This window comes from Necropsobacter massiliensis, assembly GCF_000827595.2.
Classification (GTDB): domain Bacteria; phylum Pseudomonadota; class Gammaproteobacteria; order Enterobacterales; family Pasteurellaceae; genus Necropsobacter; species Necropsobacter massiliensis.
The window spans coordinates 24,519-48,243 of sequence record NZ_LN776194.1 but is presented as its reverse complement, the minus strand read 5'-3'; the positions used below and the strand labels follow the sequence as shown (position 1 = coordinate 48,243).

Genomic DNA, 23,725 nt, shown 5'->3' with positions numbered 1-23,725 from the left:
GGAATCAGTACAAAAAGACTTGGTGATGTAATCGGCAAACCAAGTCTTTTTTACGGCTATGAATCCAGCATAAAACGTTCCCGCAGTTCATGCAGCTGATCTCGCACGGCGGCGGCTTTTTCAAACTCCAGATCCTGCGCATATTTATACATCTGCTGCTCCAGTTTTTTAACTTGCTGCTGATATTCTTTCGGATTGTTCGGCGCATGATAAAGTGCGGTCGGTTCCGCTGCTTTTTGTACGCGTTGTTTATGTTTGACCTTATTGACTGTTCCTTGCCCAATATCCAGCAGTTCACCCACTTTTTTATTTAGTCCTTGCGGTACAATGCCATGTGCCTCATTGTATTTCATCTGTTTTTCACGCCGGCGCTGTGTTTCGGTAATCGCCTTTTCCATAGATTTCGTGATGCTGTCCGCATACAAAATTGCTTTACCTTGTAAATTTCGTGCCGCCCGTCCGATTGTCTGAATCAGCGAACGTTCCGAACGCAGAAAACCTTCCTTATCGGCATCCAAAATCGCCACCAAAGAAACCTCCGGAATATCCAGCCCTTCACGCAGTAAATTGATTCCCACCAACACATCAAACTCGCCTAAACGCAAATCACGGATAATTTCCACGCGTTCCACCGTATCAATATCCGAATGCAGATAGCGCACCCGCACACCGTGTTCTTCCAGATAATCGGTCAGATCCTCCGCCATGCGCTTGGTTAACGTGGTCACCAACACCCGTTCATTGCGTGCAGCGCGCAGGCGCGCTTCCGATAGCAGATCATCTACTTGAATTGATACCGGTCGTATTTCAATTTCAGGATCAAGCAAACCAGTCGGGCGTACCACTTGATCGATAATCTCGGCACCGGATTTTTCCAGCTCATACGGTCCCGGCGTCGCAGAAACATAAATGGTTTGCGGCACCAAACGCTCGAATTCTTCAAAACGCAGCGGACGGTTATCCAGCGCAGAAGGCAGGCGAAAACCGTATTCCACCAATGTTTCTTTGCGCGAACGGTCGCCGCGGTACATCCCGCCGATTTGCGGTACAGTAACATGGGATTCATCAATAATCAGCAAACCGTCCGACGGAATATAGTCAAACAAGGTTGGCGGCGGTTCGCCCTCGTTGCGACCGGATAAATATCTGGAATAATTTTCAATTCCCGAGCAATAACCGAGCTCATTCATCATCTCGATATCAAACTGTGTGCGCTGGGTCAGCCGCTGTTCTTCCAGCAGTTTATTGTTCTCCAGCAGCACCTTACGACGTTCCGCCAGTTCTTGCTTGATCTGCTCAATGGCGTCCAGAATCCGTTCCCGCGGTGTGACATAATGGGTTTTCGGGTATACGGTAAAGCGCGGAACAGCACCGAACCCGGTGCCGGTCAGCGGATCAAACAGGCTCAAACGCTCGATTTCATTATCAAATAATTCGATCCGCACCGCCCGATCATCCGATTCAGCGGGGAAAATATCAATAATCTCACCACGCACTCGAAAAGTGCCGCGCTGAAACGCCTGATCATTACGGGTATATTGCAATTCCGCCAGACGTGCCAGAATTTGACGCTGATCGATAATCGCTCCGGTTTGCAAATGCAGCATCATTTTCAAATAACTGTCAGGATCACCTAAACCGTAAATCGCCGACACCGAGGCAACCACAATGGTATCGCGCCGCTCCAAAAATGATTTAGTTGCAGATAAGCGCATCTGTTCAATTTGATCGTTAATGGAAGCGTCCTTTTCAATAAAGGTATCGCTGCTCGGCACATAGGCCTCCGGCTGATAGTAATCATAATAGGAGACAAAATATTCCACCGCATTTTCCGGAAAAAACGCTTTCATTTCCGCATATAATTGCGCGGCAAGAGTTTTGTTCGGCGCCAGCAGCATCGCCGGACGGTTTAAACGAGCGATTACGTTGGCGATGGTAAAGGTTTTGCCCGAACCGGTCACGCCCAGCAGGGTTTGATGCGCTAAGCCGTCATTAAGATTGTCCACCAATTTTTCGATTGCCTGAGGCTGATCACCGGAAGGCGAAAAATCAGAATGCAGAATGAAAGGTTTAGTATTAATTTTATTGTTCATCACTGTTAATTCCAAAACAAAGTGCGGTGAATTTTAACACATTTTTATCCCTCGAGCGGAAAGTAAAAATTCAAGTTTTACACAGACTTATATTTGTCAAGTTTCAAACCTCGCAAAATCTAAAAATTTTTTAAAAATTTTTCTGGAATTTTCATAACGCATTGAAATATATAACAATGTTATTTTGCAGCCAATTTTCATCGAGGATCGCAACAGGCTAGTTCTTATCAGGGATCGGCGCGTTTTTAAAATAATAATTCACAGAGTTATCCACAGGCGCTGTGGATATAAAAAAATAGCATAATGATTCAAATTTTTTTTATTCTATAGGTTGACAAGGCCGAGCAAGATCATTATCATGCACCACCTATTCCTTGTGATACAGAATTATTCCTCCTTAGTTCAGTCGGTAGAACGGCGGACTGTTAATCCGTATGTCGCTGGTTCAAGTCCAGCAGGAGGAGCCATTTTTTCTTTTGGTTAGTTTTTATTTGTCTCCTTTTATAAAAACTTATTTTCCCCAAAAGATTTTGAGCCCATATCCTCCTTATGGGCTTTTATTTTTGTTGTAAAAAATTTTCCGCTTCTATTATACTTTCCCCGCTTGTTATTTTTTATAAGGTTTATTATGTTAATTCCCGTTCTCGCGTTATTCGCCGGCTTAATGATACTGATTTGGAGTGCCGAACGCTTTATTGAAGGCGCAGCCGATTTCGCCGCGCATTTGGGAATGCCGCCGCTGTTAATCGGCATCCTTGTGATCGGCTTCGGCACATCGGCACCGGAGATGATTGTTTCGGCATTATCCGCGCTAAATCGCAGCCCCGGCATTGCATTGGGTAACGCTTATGGCTCCAATATTACCAATATCGCGTTAATTCTCGGTTTAACCGCGCTGATCAAGCCGATTATGGTTAATCCCTCGGTGCTAAAAAAAGAACTGCCGATCCTGACGCTAATCACCTTGCTTTCCGCCTTTCTGATTTACGATGCCACAATATCACGTGTCGATGCGCTGGTTTTATTGCTGGTTTTTGCTATTTATATGTTTTACACGATTGAACGGGAAATGCGCTCTAAAAAACGTGCGCATTCCATCAGCGAAGTACCGCCCCAATCCCGCACCAAACCGAGCATGTCGCTACGTTCCGCGCTGTTGTTAATGCTAGGTGGGCTGGTGTTATTAGTCGGCAGTTCGCAGCTTCTGGTTTGGGGTGCGGTGCAAATTGCGGCTTATCTCGGTGTCAGTGATCTGGTTATCGGGTTGACAATCGTTGCGATCGGTACTTCGCTGCCTGAACTGGCAGCCTCCGTTGTCGCTGCCAAAAAAGGGCAGGCAGATTTGGCGCTCGGCAATATTATCGGCTCCAATCTGTTCAACACATTAGCGGTGGTCGGGATTGCCGGTGCTATTATGCCGATTCAGGTAGAAAATGAAATTTTTAGCCGGGATTTTCTGGTTATGTTGGTATTAACCCTGTCACTGTTTCTATTCGGCTACGGATGGCGTAAAAAAACCGGTATGATTAACCGGTTTGAAGGCGCGTTTTTACTGTTAGGCTATCTCGCCTATACGCTGTATCTGTTGAAAACGGCACTGTAGCGGCAATAAGAATTCTGCCTTTAAGCGCCGAATAACGCCGCACCGCCCTGCACCGGCTGCGTGCTGGCATACAGCAAACCGAGTGCCAAAAAGATCACTATCGTCCCGACGGTCAGCTTAATCAGTCCGTCGGCATTACGCTGTAATCCCGGCGACAAATACCACTTACCCAGCTTCACCGCGCCGGAACGTGCGTATTGCACCATTAACGCGAACGCGGACAGAGTCAGTCCGGTTCCCAACGCCATCACCAGCGCAGCCGCCACGCCCCACAGATACAAATCCAGCATATAGGCGAAAAACAGAATAAAAATCGCACCGGAACATGGGCGCATACCGATACTTAGCACGATCAAAAACTGCGATTTGAAGTCCGCTGCCTGCGCCAGCTGCCGTTGATCCGGCAAATGCTGATGTCCACAGCCGCAATGCGAATCGTGCCGATGACATTCTTGCCGATTTAGCACCGCACTTTTTTGTATCTTTTGTATCTTGTCAGTCGACAACGACGTGATGCGATATACACTCGAAAATCCCCGTTGTGCAAGCGCTGTTTTACGTTGTTGCCAGAGTGTTCTGCCGCTCTGATAAACCCATTGCACACCGAGTAATAAAATTAAACCGAACGCGATCCGCTCCAGCCATAGCTGGCTGAATTTAAAATAGGCGGAAGAAAGACGCAACATCACCACAATCACGGAGGTTGCACTAACGGCAACGACGCCCTGCATCAACGATGACAGCAAGCTCAGCCGCATACTGGTTTTTAACTGTGATTGATGAGTTGAAAGATAACTGGCGAGAATAAACTTGCCGTGTCCTGGCCCCAGCGCATGCAATACGCCGTATACAAAGCTCAGTAGGATCAACAACCCCCCCGCATGCAGCGGCGCCTGTTTAATCTGGTGCAGATAAGCAGATATCAGCTGATTAAATTCCCGCTGCCACAGTACAATTCGGGCAAACAGATAAGGAAAACAATAAACGGCGGCGCAAACCAGCAGCAGCGGTAACAATAAATAGACATATTTGCGCTTTACTTGCATGAAATCACCACCTTTTGTGCAAACACCTCGCCTAAAGTAGCGTCTTCATCGCGTTGATCGCGATCCAGCGAGGCGGCGTATTGTTTCATTTTTTCATCCACCTTAGGCGCAACGACACGACCGCTGCAATTTTGTGGTAATGCGGAAAAATCCACCGCACTTTTTACCGGTTCGTCATAATACATGGACACATAATAGGTGGGATCATAGGTGCTAAGCTCAAAATCATCATGCGCCAGCAACTGCGGTTTGGACAACATAAAATCGAAATAATACAGCACTTGCGTACCGCTTGATTTCATGCCGTAATTCTGCGGCACAGAACTGTATTTGATTTTCTCCCCTTTTTTATTAAATAAATAACTGAAATAATGTTCCTGCACGATATTTTTTATCACCTCATCGATCAGCTTCTGTAACGCTGGCTGATCGCCCTGCGCCAGGGCTAAATCATACAAAATGGCGGAAGAACTGGGTTCATCAAGAATCCATTGCATAGAAAAACCGGTCAATTGATTATTTTCCACCAACACTTTATTTTTCATATCAATAAAGGCATGGGGATGGGCTAATCCCTGAACGGGAAAAATCAGCGCCATAATCAACGCCGATAATACAGTGTAATATTTAGTCAAAACGAGTGCTCAACAGATAAAATCAACTAAGTGCGACATTCTAGCATTAACGCGTCAATGAAACAAAATATGTTAAAAAATAAGCTACTTTAGATAAAAAATAGCATAAACCACACAAATTATGTGACATATGTCAAAAAAATATAAAATTAATATTACGTTAGCATAAAAATTTCTGTAAGATACCGCGCATCAAGTGATAGCTTGGTATTCATAAAGTTCCTAAATAAAATAATCATAAATAGCTAAACTACTTTCCTACCTCCCGCTTCGGGAGGTTTTTTTTATGCTACTCAAATCAATAAAATTCGGCGACTTATTATTCCATGAAAAATAAGTTAACCACTTTCCGTTCTGTCGCCTCAATATGAGTTTTTTTGCTTAATTGAACTTACAAAGCCCCATAATTTCAAGTAAAATGACCGCACTTTTTTCATCAAAATGAGAATTATTATGTCATCACAATTCGTTTACACTATGCACCGTGTCGGTAAAGTGGTACCGCCGAAACGGCATATTTTAAAAGACATTTCGCTCAGTTTCTTTCCAGGCGCCAAAATCGGCGTACTTGGTTTGAATGGCGCCGGAAAATCCACTCTGCTACGCATTATGGCGGGCATTGATAAAGACATTGAGGGTGAAGCGCGCCCGCAGCCGGGCATTAAAATCGGCTATCTGCCGCAGGAACCGAAACTGCAACCGCAGCAAACTGTGCGAGAAGCCATTGAAGAAGCCGTAGCCGAGGTTAAAAACGCACTGACCCGTTTGGATGAAGTATATGCCTTATATGCCGATCCCGACGCGGATTTTGATAAACTGGCGGCGGAACAGGCCAATCTGGAAGCGATTATTCAGGCGCATGACGGTCATAATCTTGCTAACCAGCTGGAACGCGCGGCAGATGCATTGCGTTTACCGGACTGGGAAGCAAAAATCGAACATTTATCCGGCGGGGAACGCCGTCGTGTGGCATTGTGCCGTTTGCTGTTGGAAAAGCCGGATATGTTGCTGCTTGACGAACCAACCAACCACTTGGACGCGGAGTCCGTCGCTTGGCTAGAACGTTTCCTGCACGATTACGAAGGCACGGTGGTAGCGATTACCCATGACCGTTATTTCTTGGATAATGTTGCTGGCTGGATTTTGGAGCTTGACCGCGGCGAAGGGATTCCTTGGGAAGGCAATTACTCCTCTTGGCTGGAACAAAAGGAAAAACGGCTGGCGCAAGAAGCGGCAAGCGAATCGGCGCGGCAGAAATCCATTGAAAAGGAACTGGAATGGGTGCGCCAGAATCCGAAAGGTCGTCAAGCGAAAAGTAAAGCCCGTATGGCACGCTTTGAAGAACTTAACAGCGGCGAATATCAAAAACGGAATGAAACCAACGAACTGTTTATTCCGCCCGGCCCGCGTTTAGGCGATAAAGTCATTGAGGTGGCACATTTAAGCAAAACCTATGGCGAGCGCAAACTCATTGATGATCTGTCCTTCTCCATTCCGAAAGGGGCGATAGTCGGTATTATCGGTCCAAACGGCGCTGGTAAATCCACGCTGTTCCGTATGCTATCCGGGCAAGAACAGCCGGACAGCGGTAGTATCACACTAGGTGAAACCGTACAGCTCGCCTCGGTGGAACAATTCCGCGATGCTATGGACGATAAAAAAACGGTGTGGGAAGAAGTATCAAACGGGCAGGATATTTTACGTATCGGCAATTTTGAGATCCCAAGCCGTGCCTATGTCGGTCGTTTCAACTTTAAAGGCGTGGATCAGCAAAAACGCGTCGGTGAGCTTTCCGGCGGTGAGCGCGGACGTCTGCATCTGGCAAAATTATTACAGACCGGCGGCAACGTATTACTGCTAGACGAACCAACCAACGATCTCGATGTGGAAACCCTGCGCGCACTGGAAAATGCAATTTTGGAATTTCCGGGCTGCGCCATGGTGATCTCCCATGACCGCTGGTTCTTAGACCGCATTGCCACGCATATTCTGGATTACGGCGATGAAGGCAAAGTCACCTTCTACGAAGGCAATTTCTCTGACTATGAAGAATGGAAAAAGAAAACTTTCGGCGCGGAAGCACTGCAACCTCACCGCATTAAATATAAACGTATCGCAAAATAATCAAAATCCCCGCTTGGGGATTTTTTTAGGCGAAACTAATACAATAAATATGAATCAAGCGTGTCGCCGCAGCATTAAAAATTGTACAGAATTTCGCAAGGCGGTCGGGTGTTTTCAAGCTGAGCATATTGGTAAATGATTGCTCAGTTTATCGACGCAGATATAAGAAAATCAGGCGGTGATTGCACCGCCTGAGATGAGCGAGATTATTTTGATAATGCCTGAATTTTCTTAATCACATTACTGGTCGAACAGCCGTTTTCGAAATTCAGCACTCTGACTTCACCACCGTTCGCCCACACTTCCTGACTGCCGGCAATCTCCTCCGGCTTATAGTCCCCGCCTTTTACCAGCAAATCCGGCAAAATTTCGCCGATTAGACGTTGTGGCGTATCTTCGTCAAAGGCGACCAGCCAATCCACCGAAGACAACCCCGCCAATACTGCCATTCTGGCAGCCAGCTCGTTAATCGGGCGATTTTCCCCTTTCAGGCGTTTCACCGACGCATCACTATTAACGGCGACAATCAAACGATCCCCCAACTTACGGGCGTTTTCCAGATAAGACACATGACCGGGATGCAAAATATCAAAGCAACCGTTAGTCATCACGATTTTTTCACCACGTTGTTGCGCTAATTTGACCGCACTTTTCAGCTCCGCTTCCGTCATAATACCGAAACCCGAACTGCTACGACCATGGATTGCATTTTCTAGCTCAACTCGAGAAACGGTAGAGGTTCCCAATTTGCCGACCACAATACCGGCAGCCACGTTAGCCAAATAACAGGCTTCCTCAAAAGAACGCCCGTCCGCCAATGCAATCGCCAGCACGCTGATTACCGTATCGCCGGCGCCGGTAACATCAAACACTTCTTTCGCCACCGTTGGCAAATGAAACGGCGCCTGATCTGGGCGTAATAATGTCATACCTTTTTCCGAACGGGTCACCAACAGCGCACTCAAGTCAATATCGCGAATCAGCTTCAGCCCTTTCTCAACGATATCCTGCTCCGACTCACATTTTCCGACCACCGCTTCAAACTCCGACATATTCGGGGTAAGCAAAGTCGCGCCGCGATAGCGTTCGAAATCGGTTCCTTTCGGATCAATCAACACCGGCACATTGGCCTGACGGGCGATACGAATCATCAACTGCACCTGATTGAGCGTGCCTTTACCATAATCCGATAAAATCAAAGCACCGTAATTTTCCACCGCACTTTGCAGCTTTTGCAATAAAACATCACTACGCACATTCTTGAAGTCTTCTTCAAAATCAAGGCGCAATAGCTGCTGATGGCGGGATAAAATGCGCAGTTTGGTAATGGTCGGATGAGTGTCAAGGCGGACGAAATTGCAACCGATGTTCTGTTCTTCCAACAGTGCGGTCAGCGCACCGCCGGTTTCATCCTGTCCAATTAACCCCAGCAACTCCACCGGAACATTCAACGATGCGATATTCATCGCCACATTCGCCGCGCCGCCCGCCCGTTCTTCATGTTCCTGTACGCGCACGACCGGTACCGGCGCCTCGGGAGAAATCCGATTTGTTGCCCCGAACCAGTAGCGATCCAACATCACGTCTCCTAAAACTAACACTTTTGCATTCTGAAATTGTGCTGAATATTGACCCATTTTTCTTCTATTCCTTAATCGCAATTGGAAAAATTTTGCTGATTTTACCACAGGATAAATGCTATTTACTAAGAATTCCGCTAAACTAATCGCTAAGGTCTGTTAAACTAAGCGATTTTCGTAACACGTTGTATTTTTATTATGGCAAAAGCATCACTTCCTACTTTCAGCAAATCATTTCTAAAACCCAAATACTGGGGATTCTGGCTCGCATTGGCTATCTGGCGGCTGATTCTGTTGCTGCCTTATCCGCTACTAATAAAAATCGGCGGTCTGCTGGGGTGGCTGTTTTCTAAACTGAAAGTCGGTCAGCGCCGACTCAAAATCGCACGCCGCAATTTACAACTGTGCTTTCCGAACTATTCCGCCGCGCAGATCGAGGCAATTGTGCAGGCAAATTTGAAATCGACCGGAATGGCGATTATCGAAACGGGCATGGCATGGTTTTGGTCGGATAAACGGATTAAAAAATGGTCTAAAATCGAAGGTTTGGACTATTTAACACAGAATCTGCAAGACGGCATTATTTTCGTCGGCATCCATTTTCTGACTCTTGAACTCGGTGCGCGCATTGTCGGCATACACCAGCCTGGCATCGGGGTTTACCGCCCCAACGACAACCTGATGATGGATTGGCTGCAAACCCGCGGGCGTTTACGTTCCAATAAAGATATGCTGGATCGCAAAGACTTACGCGGGATGCTCAGAGCGCTGAAACATGGCGAGATTATTTGGTATGCGCCTGATCATGACTACGGGCATAAAAATGCGGTTTTCGTCCCTTTTTTCGCGGTAACGCAGGCTGCCACCACTACCGGCAGTTATTATTTGCTGAAGGCATCACCAAACAGTAAAGTAATTCCCTTTGCGCCGCTGCGCAACCGCGACGGTTCGGGTTATACCGTTACCATTTCGGCGCCGGTAGATTTCAGCGATTTGACCACGGAAACCGATATCGCCATACGTATGAATAAAATCGTTGAAAAAGAGATCCTACGCGGTATTGAACAATATATGTGGCTGCATCGCCGGTTCAAAACCCGCCCGCACGCTCAAGACCCGAGTTTATACGATTGATTAAATGAAAAAAGCATCCGAGGATGCTTTTTTAACACCAAATCGTCCCACCTGATTTAGCGCATCGAATACGGTATTCATATTCTTGTTAAAAATCAACCGCACTTTTCTCCGATATGGCATTATTTATCCAGCATCCAGCTTTCAAATCGGCAAATATTTGCATTAGAACTGATAAATTCCGTTACTTCCTGCTCAAATATTCTTATCGTTTCCAGCAAACTCGGCTTAGCATACCGATGAGTCAGCAGGTAACAAATTCTTGGCGGTGGCGGTTCCTGAATTTGATAGCAAGCAATCCGATAGAATTCCTTAATATATGAAACCAAAGACATCGGTGCAATTGCCCAATAACCTGGTTTATCCAAATAACGTGCAATTAACGATCCGGTATTGACAGTAATTATTGGATGTTCATGCGGATCCCAATGTGCGTGATGCCATTGCTCAAAATCGGCCCCCCAACGTAAATAAATTTCATTGGTAATATCCAATTTTGCAGGATGAATATTATCGTAATAATCACTTTCCTGATGACAAATTAAATACATTTTCTCTCGGTAAACCGGTTTAGAGATAATATTTTGATATTTAATCTGACTAAAAACAAACCCTATATCAATAGTACGATTTTCAATAAGCGAATGAATCTCAGGCGAATGAAAAGTATTAATACATAACTTAGTATAAGGGTATTGATTCAAATAACGTTGATAAAGCGGAAAAAAAGTAAAATTATTAATTAAATCCACACTACCAATATTTAAAATTTGTATTTTACCCTGTTCAGTAATTCGTTTCGTATCCTGCCATAGGCTAAGCCATTGTTGTGCAATAGGAATAAATTCTTTGCCATGAGGTGTTAGCTCAATACTGCGCACGCCCTTACTTCTAATTAATAACTGAACGTCCAATTCTTCTTCTAATAATTTGATTCGGCTGCTGATTGTAGATTGTGAAGTAAACAATATAGTTGACGCGGTAGAAATATTACCACATTCAATAATAGTCAGAAATGTTCTGATTTGGTCAAAAGTCATATCACCCCCCAAATATCTATTTTATAGATATAAAATATCACAATTATTCGTTTTATAAATATATATCTGTATGTTAGGTTAAAAAAAGATACATTATTAACCAAAACAAGGAGAAATCATGAAAAATGTAGGATTTAGAATTATCAAAAATTTTACCCGCACTTCTTCACACCAACTAGAAAAATTCCGAGATATTCCCGTCTCTGTTCTAGATGACAGCATGAATAGAACAGCAGCAATATCCTCTCAATTTTTTGCTGTTAATGACAAATTGATGTTAGGTACAGCGTACACCGTTCGAGTACAAGGTGGCGATAACTTATTATTCTATTACGCTATTGCGCAGGCAAAAAAAGGCGATGTTATCGTTGTTGACGGCGGTGGCTTTAACGAAAGAGCACTCTGCGGCGAAATTATGGCACAGCTAGCTAAAGCTCGCGAACTTGCCGGCTTTATAATATACGGCGCAATTCGAGATAAAAAAGAGTTAGAAAAGATAGATTTTCCCGTTTTTGCCTGTGCATCCACACCAAACGGCCCTTATAAAAACGGACCAGGTGAAATTAACGTGCCGGTAAATATCGGTGGTCGCATTATTTTTCCGGGCGATATTATTGTGGGCGATGAAAGCGGCGTAATTTCTATTCGTCCCAAAGATGCGGAAGATGTTTTAATAAAGGCGGCTCAAATCGCCAAAAAAGAACAACAAATGTTGGCTGAAATTCATACCAATAAAAATCTGAATATAGATTGGGTCTATGACAAACTGGCACAAAGCGGATGCGAATTTATTGACGAGGAAGTAAATTATGATAATTACCTTTGATTTGTTACAAACTGCAGCGGTAGCCGCAGTATTATTTCTACTGGGACAATTCATTAAGAGCAAAATCAAATTCTTTCAAACTTATTTTATTCCGGCTCCCGTTATTGGCGGACTATTATTTAGTATTCTGATGTTTATCGGCATTAAAACCGGTACTTTTGAAATTAAATTAACAAATACATTACAAGATTTCTTCATGAATATCTTTTTCACTTGTACCGGATTTACCTGTAGTTTTTCCGTTATTCGTAAAAGCGGAAAATTAGGTGCTATTCTAGCTATTGTTGCGGTTAGTCTGTTATTTTTCCAGAATTTGCTTGGTGCGGGGCTTGCCCATTTATTCGGATTACACGCATTACATGGCGTGGCGATGGGTTCCATTTCCATGTCCGGCGGAGTGGGATCGGCTGCCGCATTCGGTCCGACCCTCGAAGAATTCGGTGCTGACGGAGGAATGACAATTGGTATTGCGGCGGCAACATTCGGTTTATTGCTGGGTAGTTTAATCGGTGGACCGGTCGCAAAACGTCTTATCGGTAAATATAATTTAACGGCTGACAGCGCTGAAAATCGGGATGATCGAAATAACTCACAGTCTGTTTTAAATGGCAAAAATCTATTACACAGCACAATTATGATTTTAGTTGCTGCATTAATCGGTTCTTATATTTCAAAACTGCTGAATCTAACCGGTCTAACCTTCCCATACTATGTCGGCTGTTTATTCGGAGGTGCACTGATTCGTAATCTTGCAGATCTGGATTTATTAAAGCTGAGAATGAAAGAAATCGATATTATCGGTGATATTTCATTAAATTTATTTTTATCTATGGTATTGATGGCGTTGAATATTAACAAATTACTTGATCTCGCCCTACCGATGGTGATTATTCTGCTCTCTCAAGCTGCATTAATGATGTTATGGGCTTATTATATTACCTTTTTCACTATGGGCAGAAATTATGACGCCGCGGTTATGGCAGCGGGACATTGTGGTGTAGGCTTAGGACAAACCCCCAACGCCATGGCAAACATGTCTGCTATCATTGAGAAAAACGGTCCAGCACCGACCGCCTGGTTTGTACTACCGGTGATTACCGTTGTATTTATTAACATTTGTAATCCGATTATTATTACATTATTTATTAACTTATTTAAATAACGATATTACTTACAATAAAGCATCCTCGGATGCTTTTTATCTTATACCGTTTCGCTTTCTTCCAGTTCATCGGCCATTGCGGATAAAATTGCTTTGCTGAGTAAGGCAAGCGAGCGGTAAAAAGGCAGGGTGGCGTTGGTTTCGACCGAAGTCAGGAATTGGGCGGCGCAAGGCAGTAAAAAACGCTCGAATAATGTCCGTTGGGCGGCAACGGAATCTAGATTATCTTCGATCCAAGAGGCGGTTAAAAAAACTAACGCAAAATGATCCGCACTTTTCACCGGTGGCATAGCTCTGACGGTTCTGAAATCAATGAATGCCGATACATCAAGTCCGTATGCTGAAATTCTCGGATCAACCAATGGGTTTTCGCCGCCAAACAGACGTTGATATTCCTTATCCAATAAGGTCAAATCAATCGGCATCTGCAAACTGTCTAGCGCCTGTTCGCTTTGTTTATCGGTATCCAGCGCCCAAATACGGCTCAAACCTTTTTGTTGTAGCCAGATAAAGGTTTCCGCCAATACGGGATCGGTCGGCGCACGATAAAATAGGTTGCCGAATAATCGGCTGATAAGAGAAAAATTATTTAATTGATACGCCGTAGTCATAATGCAGCCTTTTCTTGTTCTCGGTTAGTGAAAAGTGCGGTCAAATTTTGTTGAGTTTGTCGGGCGGCATCTCCAAGCATTCGCCCACGTGCCTGATCATCAATCACATGAATATCGCCGAACACTTGATGCTGAATATCCGTAATGCCGCAGTAATTAAACAAACCGTTAACCAAGCAATCACATAAAGATTGCGCAAAGCCGAGTTTGCGATATTTGTCGACATTATTGCCAATTGTCATGAAATGCTGCATTTTTTTCCCGCCCAGCAAGCCGACCGATACGCCCGCTTCAGTTTTATAGGCAAAACCGTGGCTTAATACGCGATCCAGATAGCCTTTCAATATTGCCGGGAATCCCATCCACCACAACGGATAAATCAGCGTGATTAAATCTGCCTGTGTAATCAGTCGCTGTTCATGGCTGATTTCCGCTGGCGTAATGCCGCGATATGCCGCCTGTAATTCTTTCCAGCTCAGCAACGGATTAAACTCCAGCGCATAAAGATCCCGCACCACGGTGTCAACCGCCAAATTCCGACTTGTCTGCACCACCGCATCCAATATCGCTTTATTAAAACTTTGCTCACCGTTCGGGTGAGCAAAAATAACTAAATGATTCATACTATTTTTCCACTTTACGTACCCACAACGTGATGCCTTCGACACGCTGCACCTCAACAATATCGCCCACCTGTAAATTTTGCCCCTGAATGCGCCAAGTCGTATCGCCAAAATAACCGCGCCCGATACCGCTGTCATTCATTTCACGCACGCTGCCGCGCAAACCGAGCATGGCGTGATCACGCTGATTCAGCGAGGTTTTCGCCTGATCGGCACGGTCTTTTCCATGCTGATATTTCCACCATAATAAACTGAGGATAATCGCCAATAAGGCATAACCGACAATCACGATGGATAGAGGTAAGGTCGGCACCAGCGCCACAACGGCAGCTATCACCAGCGCCGCCAATCCCCACCATAACAGAAACACGCCCGGCAGCAGAATTTCGGCAATCAATAAACTAAAGCCGAATACCAGCCAGTGCCATACGGTCCACGTCATCAACCATTGCATTATAGCCCCCTTCAAATCGGCAATCCGAGAAATCCATTCAGGTTTGCCGCTCAGATAATTCTATTCCTGATAAATAAACGCTTTCGTACATCATATCCAACGACACCGAGCAACCAGAGCGGTTATGCGCCGAAAACAACGGCACGGTCCGACAGGCTATTTTTTCTCGCCTTTCAGCAACTCGGCAATGCCCGCCACAGAACCGATAAGATTACCCGCCTCTAGCGGCATTAGCACAACTTTACTGTTATTGGAACCGCCGATTTCTTTCAGCGCTTCGGTATATTTCTGCGCGATAAAATAATTGATCGCTTTAGTATCGCCGCTGGCAATCGCCTCGGAGACCATTTGTGTCGCCTTTGCTTCCGCTTCGGCGGCACGTTCCCGTGCTTCAGCCTGTAAGAAAGCCTCTTGACGCTCCCCTTCCGCTTTCAGAATACGGGATTGTTTTTCGCCTTCCGCGCGCAGAATTTCCGCTTGACGCACACCTTCCGCCTCCAGAATATCCGCGCGTTTATTGCGTTCCGCTTTCATTTGCGCGTTCATCGCGGCAATCAGTTCATGAGGCGGGCGTACATCGCGAATTTCGATACGGGTCACTTTAATTCCCCACGGGTTAGTGGCTTCATCCACAATCGCCAGCAGACGACCATTGATATTATCGCGTTGCGACAGCATTTCATCCAGCTCCATTGAGCCCAGCACAGTACGAATATTGGTCATGGTCAGGTTGATAATAGCCTGTTCCAAATGGTTGACTTCATAAGCGGCGCGGCGTGCATCGATAACCTGCACAAAACATACGGCATCAATCGATACATTGGCGTTATCTTTGGAAATCACTTCTTGTGAAGGAATATCCAACACCTGTTCCATCATATTGATTTTACGACCGACGCGATCCACAAACGGCACCACAAAATTTAACCCCGGTGTTAAGGTGCGGGTATAGCGCCCGAAACGCTCAATTGTCCAATGATAACCTTGCGGCACGGTTTTTAAGGTTGAATACAAAACAAAAACGACCAGTAACACAAAAATAACGATGGCTGCGGGAAAGCCGTCCAGAAATTCCATAATAATTCTCCTATGCTGCACTTGGAATTAACAAAAGTCTAACAAATCAGACCGCACTTTGTATATAGTAATATTTCCCATTTTTTGCAATAAATTCAAATAAATGGGTAATACAGGCGGGAGCGTCCTGCGCCTGATGAGAAACGAACAACAACTGCGTCGCACTATTATTCACCAATTGGTCAATAAAATGCGTCACCAATGTTCGGTTAGCGGCATCCAGCCCTTGTAAAGGCTCATCTAAAATCAGCACGGGCGGATGCTTCACCATAGCGCGAGCGATCAATAGTAGGCGCTGTTGTCCCCAAGATAAAGAACGAAACGGCTGCTCCGCCACAGAGGTTAAATTAAGCCGCGCCAGCCATTGCATCGCATTTATCCGCAGCGCTTCCGGAACCGCCTGATAAACCCCGATACTGTCAAAAAAGCCGGAAATGATCACCGCCAAAACGGAGCAATTGACCCGATAATCCATGTGCAACTGGCTGCTGACATAGCCTATTTTTTGCTTAATCTCCCAGATTGTTTCCCCGCTGCCGCGCTGGCGACCGAACAAAACCACGTGATTGGCATAAGACTGCGGGTGATCGCCGGTAATAATAGATAACAGTGTCGATTTGCCCGCACCGTTCGGCCCTTTGATCCACCAGTTTTGCTTCGGCAACACCGTCCAGCTTAAATGATCCAGAATTTTTTTATCACCATATTGAATGCAAACGTCCTTTAATTCAAACCGCGCCGCCTTCTGATCCAGTTCAATCAAAGGCGTAATCGCTGCCGGCAGTGGTACATGAACGGCGGTTTGCGCATAACACAGCTGCCGGTAAAGGCTTTGAACTTCCAACTGGCGGCGCTCGCCCTGTAAAATGATTTCCCCATTTTCCACTACAGCCACATGACTCGTCTGCGGTGGAATATCATCAAAACGGTTGAGAATCAATACCAATGCCATTTTTTGCTGTAGCGTAGCAAGTAATTCCCGCCAGTCTGTTACCGATTGTGCATCCAAGCCTTCAAAAGGTTCATCTAAAATCAGTAAATCCGGTTGTTTAACCAACGCTTGACACAGCAACACTTTTCGGCTTTCGCCGGTTGAAAGCTGTATAAACGGACGGGATAGCAAAGCGCTGATTTTCAGCTGTGCGGCATACCGTTCACATAATTCATTCTTATCCGAACCGTCTAAAATGATGTCCGCGGCAGTTTTGCCCAAATCATCCGGACTGACACCATCGTTATTGCGATCCTTAAAATTCTGCTCAACAAGATGTTGTTGCTGTTCAAAAGACAAACCGGAAACAGAATGGAATGTGTTGTGATATTCGCCCCGCCGTACTGGGAAATTGCCCTGCAATGCCCGCGCCAGTGCGCTTTTGCCGCTACCGTTACCGCCCACAATAGCCCAAAAACCGTGCGCTCGGATCGTCAACTCTGCAATCTTTAAACATTTGCTCGGACTTAATTGGAATACCGCGTCATTTATCTTGATCATAACCATACCACCGATAAAAAAAGCGGATCTTAAACCCGCTTTAACTCTAAATTATATCTTCTTAGGCGTTATTTTTTTCTTCCGCCATACACACCGCCGCGGTGAAAACAACGTCGGTGGAAGAGTTCAGCGCGGTTTCCGCCGAATCCTGCAATACGCCGATAATAAAGCCGACCCCAATTACCTGCGCAGCAATCTCATTTGGGATCCCGAACAGACTACAAGCCAATGGAATCAGCAATAGCGAACCGCCAGCTACACCGGAAGCGCCACAACCGCACAGACTCGCCACTACACTCAGCAAAATGGCTGTCGGTACTGATACATTAATACCTAATGTATTCACCGCTGCCAGCGTTAAAACGGTTACCGTAATCGCCGCACCAGCCATATTAATGGTGGCGCCCAACGGAATAGAAACGGAATAAGTTTCTTCATCTAAATTCAAGCGTTTTGCCAGTTCCATATTAACCGGAATATTTGCCGCTGAACTGCGAGTTAAAAACGCTGTTAAACCGCTTTCACGCACGCAAGTCCAGACTAACGGATAAGGGTTGGAACGAGTTTTCCAAAACACCAAAATCGGATTAACCACAAAGGCGGTAAACAGCATAGAACCGATTAATACGACCAATAGCTGCGCATAATCTTGTAATGCCGACAATCCTTTATCCGCCAGTGTCGATGCCACCAAACCAAACACCCCGAATGGTGCCAAGGTAATAATAAAATGCACAATTTTCGAAATGCCTTCGGAGAAATCGTTAACCACGGTTTTTGTCGTGTCCGAGGCATGCCGCAATACCACGCCGAGTGCAATCGCCCAAGCTAAAATACCGATAAAATTCGCATTGAATAACGCAGCCAACGGATTATCCACTGCATTTAAAAATAACGTACTGAGCACTTCGGAAATATTTCCCGGCGGCGATAATTCACCTTCATGCGCCACCAACGAAATGGTGGTCGGCAGAATGAAACTGGCAATCACTGCGGTTAATGCGGCTAAAAAAGTTCCTAACAAATAGAGTACAACAATAGATTTCATATTGCTTTTGGTGCCGATACGTTTATTCGCAATCGCAGCGATGACCAGAACAAACACTAAAATCGGTGCAATGGCGCGTAACGAGCGAACAAAAATCGTGCCTAAAAAAGCCACACTCTTGGCAATATTAAAACCGAGCGCACTTTCTAAAGCCGGTGAAATCAGAGCTGCAATCACCCCCAGGACAAGACCGATTGAAATACGTTTGATAAGACTTCCATGAAAAAATAATGAGAATAAACGAGATGAATTCATAATTAATTTCTATATTATACAGGCTGACTTGCCGTTAAACTTCGGATCGCACAATAACGATCCCCCGAGCAGCAATAAAGATAGCGCAAATCGACTATAAAGCAAATATTAAATAGCAAGTTTATATTAAATCTCCTGCTATTTATTAAACAAAGCAATAAATTTCCCGACTAAATTTAGAAATTATTTATACGAAAAAAATTTATTTATCGCCTATTGACTTACTGTATATAACAACAGTATTATTTGCTGTACAAATTCACAGTAGTTTATACAGAGGTATATGATGAGAGATGTCAATAATATGGTACGACGCGATAACACTTATTCTTATCGTCCTATGCCGTTTTACGATGATACTGATCGATTAACCCCCAAATTCAGTAAAAAACTGGATTTAAATCTGTATTGTATAAAACGCCCGCAGCAAACCTGCTTTATTCAGGTAACCAATCCGAACATGTTGGCATGGGGAATTGAGGTCGGCGATATGCTCGTGGTAGAAAAAACAGATAGCCTGTCCGTTGGCGATCTGGTGGTACTGGAATTGCATAACACATTTCAGATTTATGAATTTGTTGCCCATAACAATGAGGAATTTATTTTCTTTCCGTTGGCCGCCAAGATGAAAACAATCAAAACACCGCACTGGGATAGCTTGCCTATCCTCGGCATTGTCACCAACAGCATACATCAAATGAAACCGAGGAAAACGATGAAATTTGCCGCCTGATCGGCGACAAAAGAAAAGAGCGGTCAAAAAACTCTCAGAATTTTAACCGCTCTTTTATGCTTTTTGCTTGCCGACTATTACAAAACTCGCCGTGATTGCGTATAGGTACGACTCCAGTAGTTTTCGTCCATTGAACTTATCATCACGCCACTGCGGGTACTCGCATGCATAAACTGATTATTACCGATATAAATACCGACATGGCGATTCGCACGGAAAAAAACTAAATCACCTAACTGTAATTCGCTTTTTTGAATCTTTCTGCCGACATGCCGCTGCTCTGCTGTCGAACGCGGTAAATCAATACCGTAAGCCTTGGCAAAGGCAGTTTGAGTAAATCCGGAACAGTCAATACCAAGTTTACTTAAACCGCCTAAACGATAACGCGTACCCGCCCATTCGCGATACACTTCAGATAATTGCTTATCCATAACGGCTGAATATTGGTGAGGTCTGTTAGTTTTTAAATTACCGATAAGTGTAGTGAGTTGCGCATCGTCACGTTCATCAACAGAAGCGTTCCTTTGCGTATTTGAACAGGCGGTCAGTAATCCCAGCCCTGCAATCATCAATATTTTTTTCAGCATAAGTTTACAATCTAAATAACTTTTAAAAAAACACTGCGCAGGATACTACAAAAATTTTAGCTAAATAGCCAGCTTTTCTTGTTTTTTTTACCGTTTTTGCGATCTAAGTCGAATTCTTTATCAGAATATCTATAAAAAAGCCTTTCCATCCATAGAAAGGCTTTAATTCGACAACAGCAAGAATTATTTTTTCTTCGCTTTCGGATTTGGTAAATCGGTGATCGATCCTTCAAACACTTCTGCCGCTAAACCGACCGATTCGTGTAATGTTGGGTGCGCATGAATGGTTAATGCCAAATCTTCCGCATCACAGCCCATTTCGATTGCTAAACCGATTTCCCCTAGCAATTCACCGCCGTTGGTACCGACAATGGCGCCGCCAATAATGCGATGACTGTCTTTATCAAAAATGAGCTTGGTTAATCCGTCCGCACAATCGGAAGCAATGGCTCGTCCAGAAGCCGCCCAAGGGAACTTGGCCACTTCATAATTAAGACCTTCTGCCTTACATTCCTTCTCGGTTTTGCCGACCCAAGCCACTTCCGGCTCGGTATACGCAATGGACGGAATAACTTTCGGATCAAAATAATGTTTTTTGCCTGCAATCACTTCCGCCGCAACATGCCCTTCATGAACACCTTTATGCGCTAACATCGGTTGACCAACAATATCACCGATCGCAAAAATATGCGGCACGTTGGTACGCATTTGTTTGTCAGTACGAATAAAGCCACGATCATCCACTTCGACACCGGCAATCGGCGCGTCAATGAGTTTGCCGTTCGGCGTACGACCAATCGCAACCAGCACCGCATCATAACGACGGGTTTCATTTGCCGCTTTACCTTCCATTGAGACATAAATACCGTCTTCTTTCGCTTCTACCGCGGTAACTTTGGTTTCAAGCAGCAGATTGAATTTTTTCTCAATGCGTTTAGTATAAATCTGGACAATATCTTTATCCGCCGCCGGAATCACCTGATCAAACATTTCCACCACATCAATGTTCGATCCCAGCGCATGATAAACCGTTCCCATTTCCAAACCGATAATGCCGCCGCCCATAATCAGCAGATTGTCAGGGACTTCTTTGAGTTTCAGCGCATCGGTGGAATCCCAAATGCGCGGATCTTCATGAGGAATAAACGGCAACTGAATCGGACGAGAACCCGCCGCAATAATCGCGTTATCAAATGTGATCGTGGTTTCGCCCTCTTCACCGGCAACAATAATGGTATTTGGACCGGAGAATTTTCCGTAACCGTTAACCACCTGAACTTTACGCATTTTCGCCATACCGGCCAAGCCGCCGGTCAACTGGTTAATCACTTTTTCTTTCCAGCCGCGGATTTTTTCTACGTCAGTGCTCGGTTCGCCGAACACGATACCGTGCGCCGCCAGCGCTTTGGCTTCTTCAATCACTTTGGCCACATGCAGTAACGCTTTGGACGGAATACAGCCGACATTCAAACAAACGCCGCCCAAAGTGGAATAACGCTCGACAATAACGGTGTCCAATCCAAGGTCAGCACAACGGAATGCGGCGGAATAACCGGCCGGTCCCGCACCAAGTACAACAACTTGTGTTTTAATTTCTTTATTCATCTCTTACCTCGTTAAAACTCTGCGATTTTCCACCGCACTTTTATGGCGGCGTTTTCCGCAAGAGAAACGCCGCGCAACATTGATTACATGACTAAACGACGCAGATCGCTTAGCACACCATTAATAAAGGTAATAAATCTCGCACCATCAGCACCGTCGATCACACGGTGATCATAAGACAACGATAACGGCAGCATTAAACGCGGCGTAAAGTCTTTACCGTTCCATACCGGCGTCATTTCAGAGCGGGAAACACCTAAAATCGCCACTTCAGGCGCATTTACAATCGGCGTGAAATGCGTACCGCCGATACCGCCCAAGCTGGAAATGGTAAAACAGCCGCCCTGCATATCGGAGGCGGTAAGTTTACCGGCACGCGCTTTCTTGGAAATTTCCGCCAGTTCGCGCGACAGCTCAATAATGCCTTTTTTGTTGACATCACGGAATACTGGTACCACCAGACCGTTCGGCGTATCCACCGCTACACCGATATTAACATATTTTTTCAAGGTGAGGCGCTGACCGTCTTCGGACAATGAGCTGTTGAAACGCGGATAGGCTTCCAACGCCTTGGCCGCCGCTTTCATAATAAATACCAACGGTGTAATCTTCACATCCAGTTTTTGTTTTTCCGCTAACTGGTTCTGCTCTTTACGGAATTTTTCCAATTCCGTAATATCCGCCTTATCCCATTGCGTAACATGCGGAATCATCACCCAGTTACGGTGCAGATTGGCGCCGGAAATTTTCTGGATACGACCTAATTCCACTTCTTCCGTTTCACCAAATTTGCTGAAATCCACTTTCGGCCATGGCAATAAACCTAATCCTGCACCATTCGCGGCGCCGGCTGCCGGTGCGGAAGATACCGCCCCGCTTTCCACCGCTTTAATTGCGGCTTTCACATAAGCCTGTACGTCTTCTTTCAGGATACGCCCTTTGCGTCCAGTACCTTTCACCTTATCCAGATTAACGCCGAATTCACGCGCCAGACGACGAACAACCGGTGTAGCATGGGCATAAGTTGTGCTAGCGCTGACATCGCTCTGGTTCGCCGCTGCATTCGCCGCAACGGATTCTGTGGCTGTTGGAGCAGGTGCGGTGGTTTTTTGCTCGGTTTTCGCAACCGGTGCAGGTGCCGCACCTTTCACTGCAAAACGCATAATCAATGAACCGGTGGACACTTTATCGCCGGATTTCACCAAAATTTCTTTTACTACGCCAGCAAACGGTGCTGGCACTTCCATTGAGGCTTTATCGCCTTCAACGGTAATCAGCGATTGTTCTGCTTCTACGCTGTCACCGACTGCAACCATAATTTCAGTAACATTAACTTCATCGCCACCGATATCCGGCACTTCAACATCTTGCACGGCTTCGCCGGAGGCGGCAGCCTCATTTTGCACCGCCGCTTGTGCGGAAGTATCCTGACTTGGCGCTGCGCCTTCTGCTTCAAATTTCATAATCAATGATCCGGTAGAAACTTTATCACCGACTTTGATTAAAATTTCTTTTACCACACCGGCAATCGGCGCTGGCACTTCCATTGAGGCTTTATCGCCCTCAACATTGATAATGGACTGCTCCGCCTCTACGCGGTCACCGACTTTTACCAGAATTTCAGTGACATTCACTTCATCCCCGCCGATATCCGGTACATTGACATCAATCACGGCACTCGCCGCACTTGGCGCTGTCGCTTCAGGCGCCGATACAGGTGCGGCAGGCGCTTGCGCTGCTTTATTGTCTTCCGCATCCAATACAAACATCGGTGTACCGGTAGAGACTTTGTCACCGACTTTTACTAAAACCTCTTTGATCACGCCAGCTTCAGGAGAAGGCACTTCCATTGACGCCTTATCGCCTTCCACATTGATGACACTTTGATCTACGGCAACACTATCGCCCGCTTTAATCATCACTTCCGTTACGGTGACTTCATCACTACCGATATCCGGGATTTGAATTTCTTTTGACATATTTTTTGTATCCTCTCG

General features: G+C 45.3%; 20 protein-coding genes and 1 tRNA gene. 7 read left to right on the top strand and 14 right to left on the bottom strand.

Annotated features, from left to right (window positions below; genetic code table 11):
- Positions 1-56: 56 nt before the first annotated feature.
- Entirely contained in the window at positions 57-2,093 is a 2,037-nt protein-coding gene (uvrB, locus tag BN3349_RS11335) for an excinuclease ABC subunit UvrB (protein ID WP_040977492.1), read from the bottom strand.
- A 391-nt stretch (positions 2,094-2,484) separates the two neighbouring features.
- Here uvrB and BN3349_RS11330 point away from each other — a divergent pair.
- Positions 2,485-2,560, top strand: a tRNA-Asn gene (locus tag BN3349_RS11330).
- Positions 2,561-2,721: 161 nt separating this feature from the next.
- Positions 2,722-3,696, top strand: a complete 975-nt coding sequence (locus BN3349_RS11325) for a calcium/sodium antiporter (protein WP_040977491.1) — start codon at positions 2,722-2,724, stop codon at positions 3,694-3,696.
- Between the two features lie 20 nt (positions 3,697-3,716).
- Here BN3349_RS11325 and zevB read toward each other — a convergent pair whose 3' ends face one another.
- Positions 3,717-4,742: a zinc transporter permease subunit ZevB gene (gene zevB, locus BN3349_RS11320; RefSeq protein ID WP_040977490.1), complete on the bottom strand. Its 1,026-nt coding sequence runs from the start codon at positions 4,740-4,742 to the stop codon at positions 3,717-3,719.
- A complete protein-coding gene (gene zevA, locus BN3349_RS11315) occupies positions 4,733-5,341 on the bottom strand; it encodes a zinc transporter binding subunit ZevA (RefSeq protein WP_040977489.1) in 609 nt (202 codons plus the stop codon). The genes zevB and zevA overlap by 10 nt, the downstream gene beginning before the upstream one ends.
- 489 nt (positions 5,342-5,830) lie before the next feature.
- Between zevA and ettA the strand changes: the two genes are divergently transcribed.
- A complete protein-coding gene (ettA, locus tag BN3349_RS11310; protein ID WP_040977488.1) occupies positions 5,831-7,501 on the top strand; it encodes an energy-dependent translational throttle protein EttA in 1,671 nt (556 codons plus the stop codon).
- A 206-nt stretch (positions 7,502-7,707) separates the two neighbouring features.
- On the opposite strand, the gene hldE is transcribed toward ettA, so the two are convergent.
- Positions 7,708-9,138, bottom strand: a complete 1,431-nt coding sequence (hldE, locus tag BN3349_RS11305; RefSeq protein WP_040977487.1) for a bifunctional D-glycero-beta-D-manno-heptose-7-phosphate kinase/D-glycero-beta-D-manno-heptose 1-phosphate adenylyltransferase HldE — start codon at positions 9,136-9,138, stop codon at positions 7,708-7,710.
- 141 nt (positions 9,139-9,279) lie between these two features.
- Here hldE and BN3349_RS11300 point away from each other — a divergent pair, with 141 nt between their 5' ends.
- Entirely contained in the window at positions 9,280-10,215 is a 936-nt protein-coding gene (locus BN3349_RS11300) for a Kdo(2)-lipid IV(A) acyltransferase (protein WP_040977486.1), read from the top strand.
- A gap of 122 nt (positions 10,216-10,337) precedes the next feature.
- On the opposite strand, the gene BN3349_RS11295 is transcribed toward BN3349_RS11300, so the two are convergent.
- A complete protein-coding gene (locus BN3349_RS11295; protein ID WP_040977485.1) occupies positions 10,338-11,255 on the bottom strand; it encodes a LysR family transcriptional regulator in 918 nt (305 codons plus the stop codon).
- 118 nt (positions 11,256-11,373) lie between these two features.
- Between BN3349_RS11295 and BN3349_RS11290 the strand changes: the two genes are divergently transcribed.
- Positions 11,374-12,081, top strand: coding sequence for an RraA family protein (locus tag BN3349_RS11290; RefSeq protein WP_032109880.1), 708 nt, complete (start codon positions 11,374-11,376; stop codon positions 12,079-12,081).
- Positions 12,065-13,243: a sodium/glutamate symporter gene (gene gltS, locus BN3349_RS11285; protein ID WP_040977484.1), complete on the top strand. Its 1,179-nt coding sequence runs from the start codon at positions 12,065-12,067 to the stop codon at positions 13,241-13,243. Before BN3349_RS11290 ends, gltS begins: the two co-directional genes overlap by 17 nt.
- Positions 13,244-13,284: 41 nt before the next feature.
- Here gltS and BN3349_RS11280 read toward each other — a convergent pair whose 3' ends face one another.
- The 6 genes from BN3349_RS11280 to sstT form a co-directional block, all read right to left on the bottom strand.
- Positions 13,285-13,854: a TorD/DmsD family molecular chaperone gene (locus BN3349_RS11280; RefSeq protein WP_040977483.1), complete on the bottom strand. Its 570-nt coding sequence runs from the start codon at positions 13,852-13,854 to the stop codon at positions 13,285-13,287.
- Entirely contained in the window at positions 13,851-14,477 is a 627-nt protein-coding gene (locus tag BN3349_RS11275; RefSeq protein ID WP_040977482.1) for an NAD(P)H-dependent oxidoreductase, read from the bottom strand. The genes BN3349_RS11280 and BN3349_RS11275 overlap by 4 nt, the downstream gene beginning before the upstream one ends.
- A 1-nt stretch (position 14,478) precedes the next feature.
- Entirely contained in the window at positions 14,479-14,931 is a 453-nt protein-coding gene (locus tag BN3349_RS11270; protein WP_040977481.1) for an NfeD family protein, read from the bottom strand.
- A gap of 156 nt (positions 14,932-15,087) precedes the next feature.
- Positions 15,088-16,008: an SPFH domain-containing protein gene (locus BN3349_RS11265; RefSeq protein WP_040977480.1), complete on the bottom strand. Its 921-nt coding sequence runs from the start codon at positions 16,006-16,008 to the stop codon at positions 15,088-15,090.
- Between the two features lie 46 nt (positions 16,009-16,054).
- On the bottom strand, positions 16,055-17,506 hold the full coding sequence (modF, locus tag BN3349_RS11260; protein ID WP_040977479.1) for a molybdate ABC transporter ATP-binding protein ModF: 1,452 nt from the start codon (positions 17,504-17,506) through the stop codon (positions 16,055-16,057).
- Positions 17,507-17,561: 55 nt separating this feature from the next.
- Complete coding sequence (gene sstT / locus BN3349_RS11255) at positions 17,562-18,803, bottom strand: serine/threonine transporter SstT (RefSeq protein WP_040977478.1); 1,242 nt, start codon at positions 18,801-18,803, stop codon at positions 17,562-17,564.
- 286 nt (positions 18,804-19,089) lie between these two features.
- Between sstT and BN3349_RS11250 the strand changes: the two genes are divergently transcribed.
- Positions 19,090-19,536 carry a LexA family protein gene (locus tag BN3349_RS11250; RefSeq protein WP_040977477.1) on the top strand — a complete coding sequence of 149 codons (447 nt, stop codon included), beginning with the start codon at positions 19,090-19,092 and terminating at the stop codon, positions 19,534-19,536.
- Between the two features lie 77 nt (positions 19,537-19,613).
- On the opposite strand, the gene BN3349_RS11245 is transcribed toward BN3349_RS11250, so the two are convergent.
- The 3 genes from BN3349_RS11245 to aceF form a co-directional block, all read right to left on the bottom strand.
- Entirely contained in the window at positions 19,614-20,123 is a 510-nt protein-coding gene (locus tag BN3349_RS11245; RefSeq protein WP_040977476.1) for an NlpC/P60 family protein, read from the bottom strand.
- A gap of 183 nt (positions 20,124-20,306) precedes the next feature.
- The gene (gene lpdA / locus BN3349_RS11240) at positions 20,307-21,728 is read right to left on the bottom strand and encodes a dihydrolipoyl dehydrogenase (RefSeq protein WP_032109870.1); all 1,422 of its coding nucleotides are present in this window, start codon (positions 21,726-21,728) and stop codon (positions 20,307-20,309) included.
- Between the two features lie 83 nt (positions 21,729-21,811).
- Positions 21,812-23,707, bottom strand: coding sequence for a pyruvate dehydrogenase complex dihydrolipoyllysine-residue acetyltransferase (gene aceF, locus BN3349_RS11235; protein ID WP_040977475.1), 1,896 nt, complete (start codon positions 23,705-23,707; stop codon positions 21,812-21,814).
- Positions 23,708-23,725: the final 18 nt, after the last annotated feature.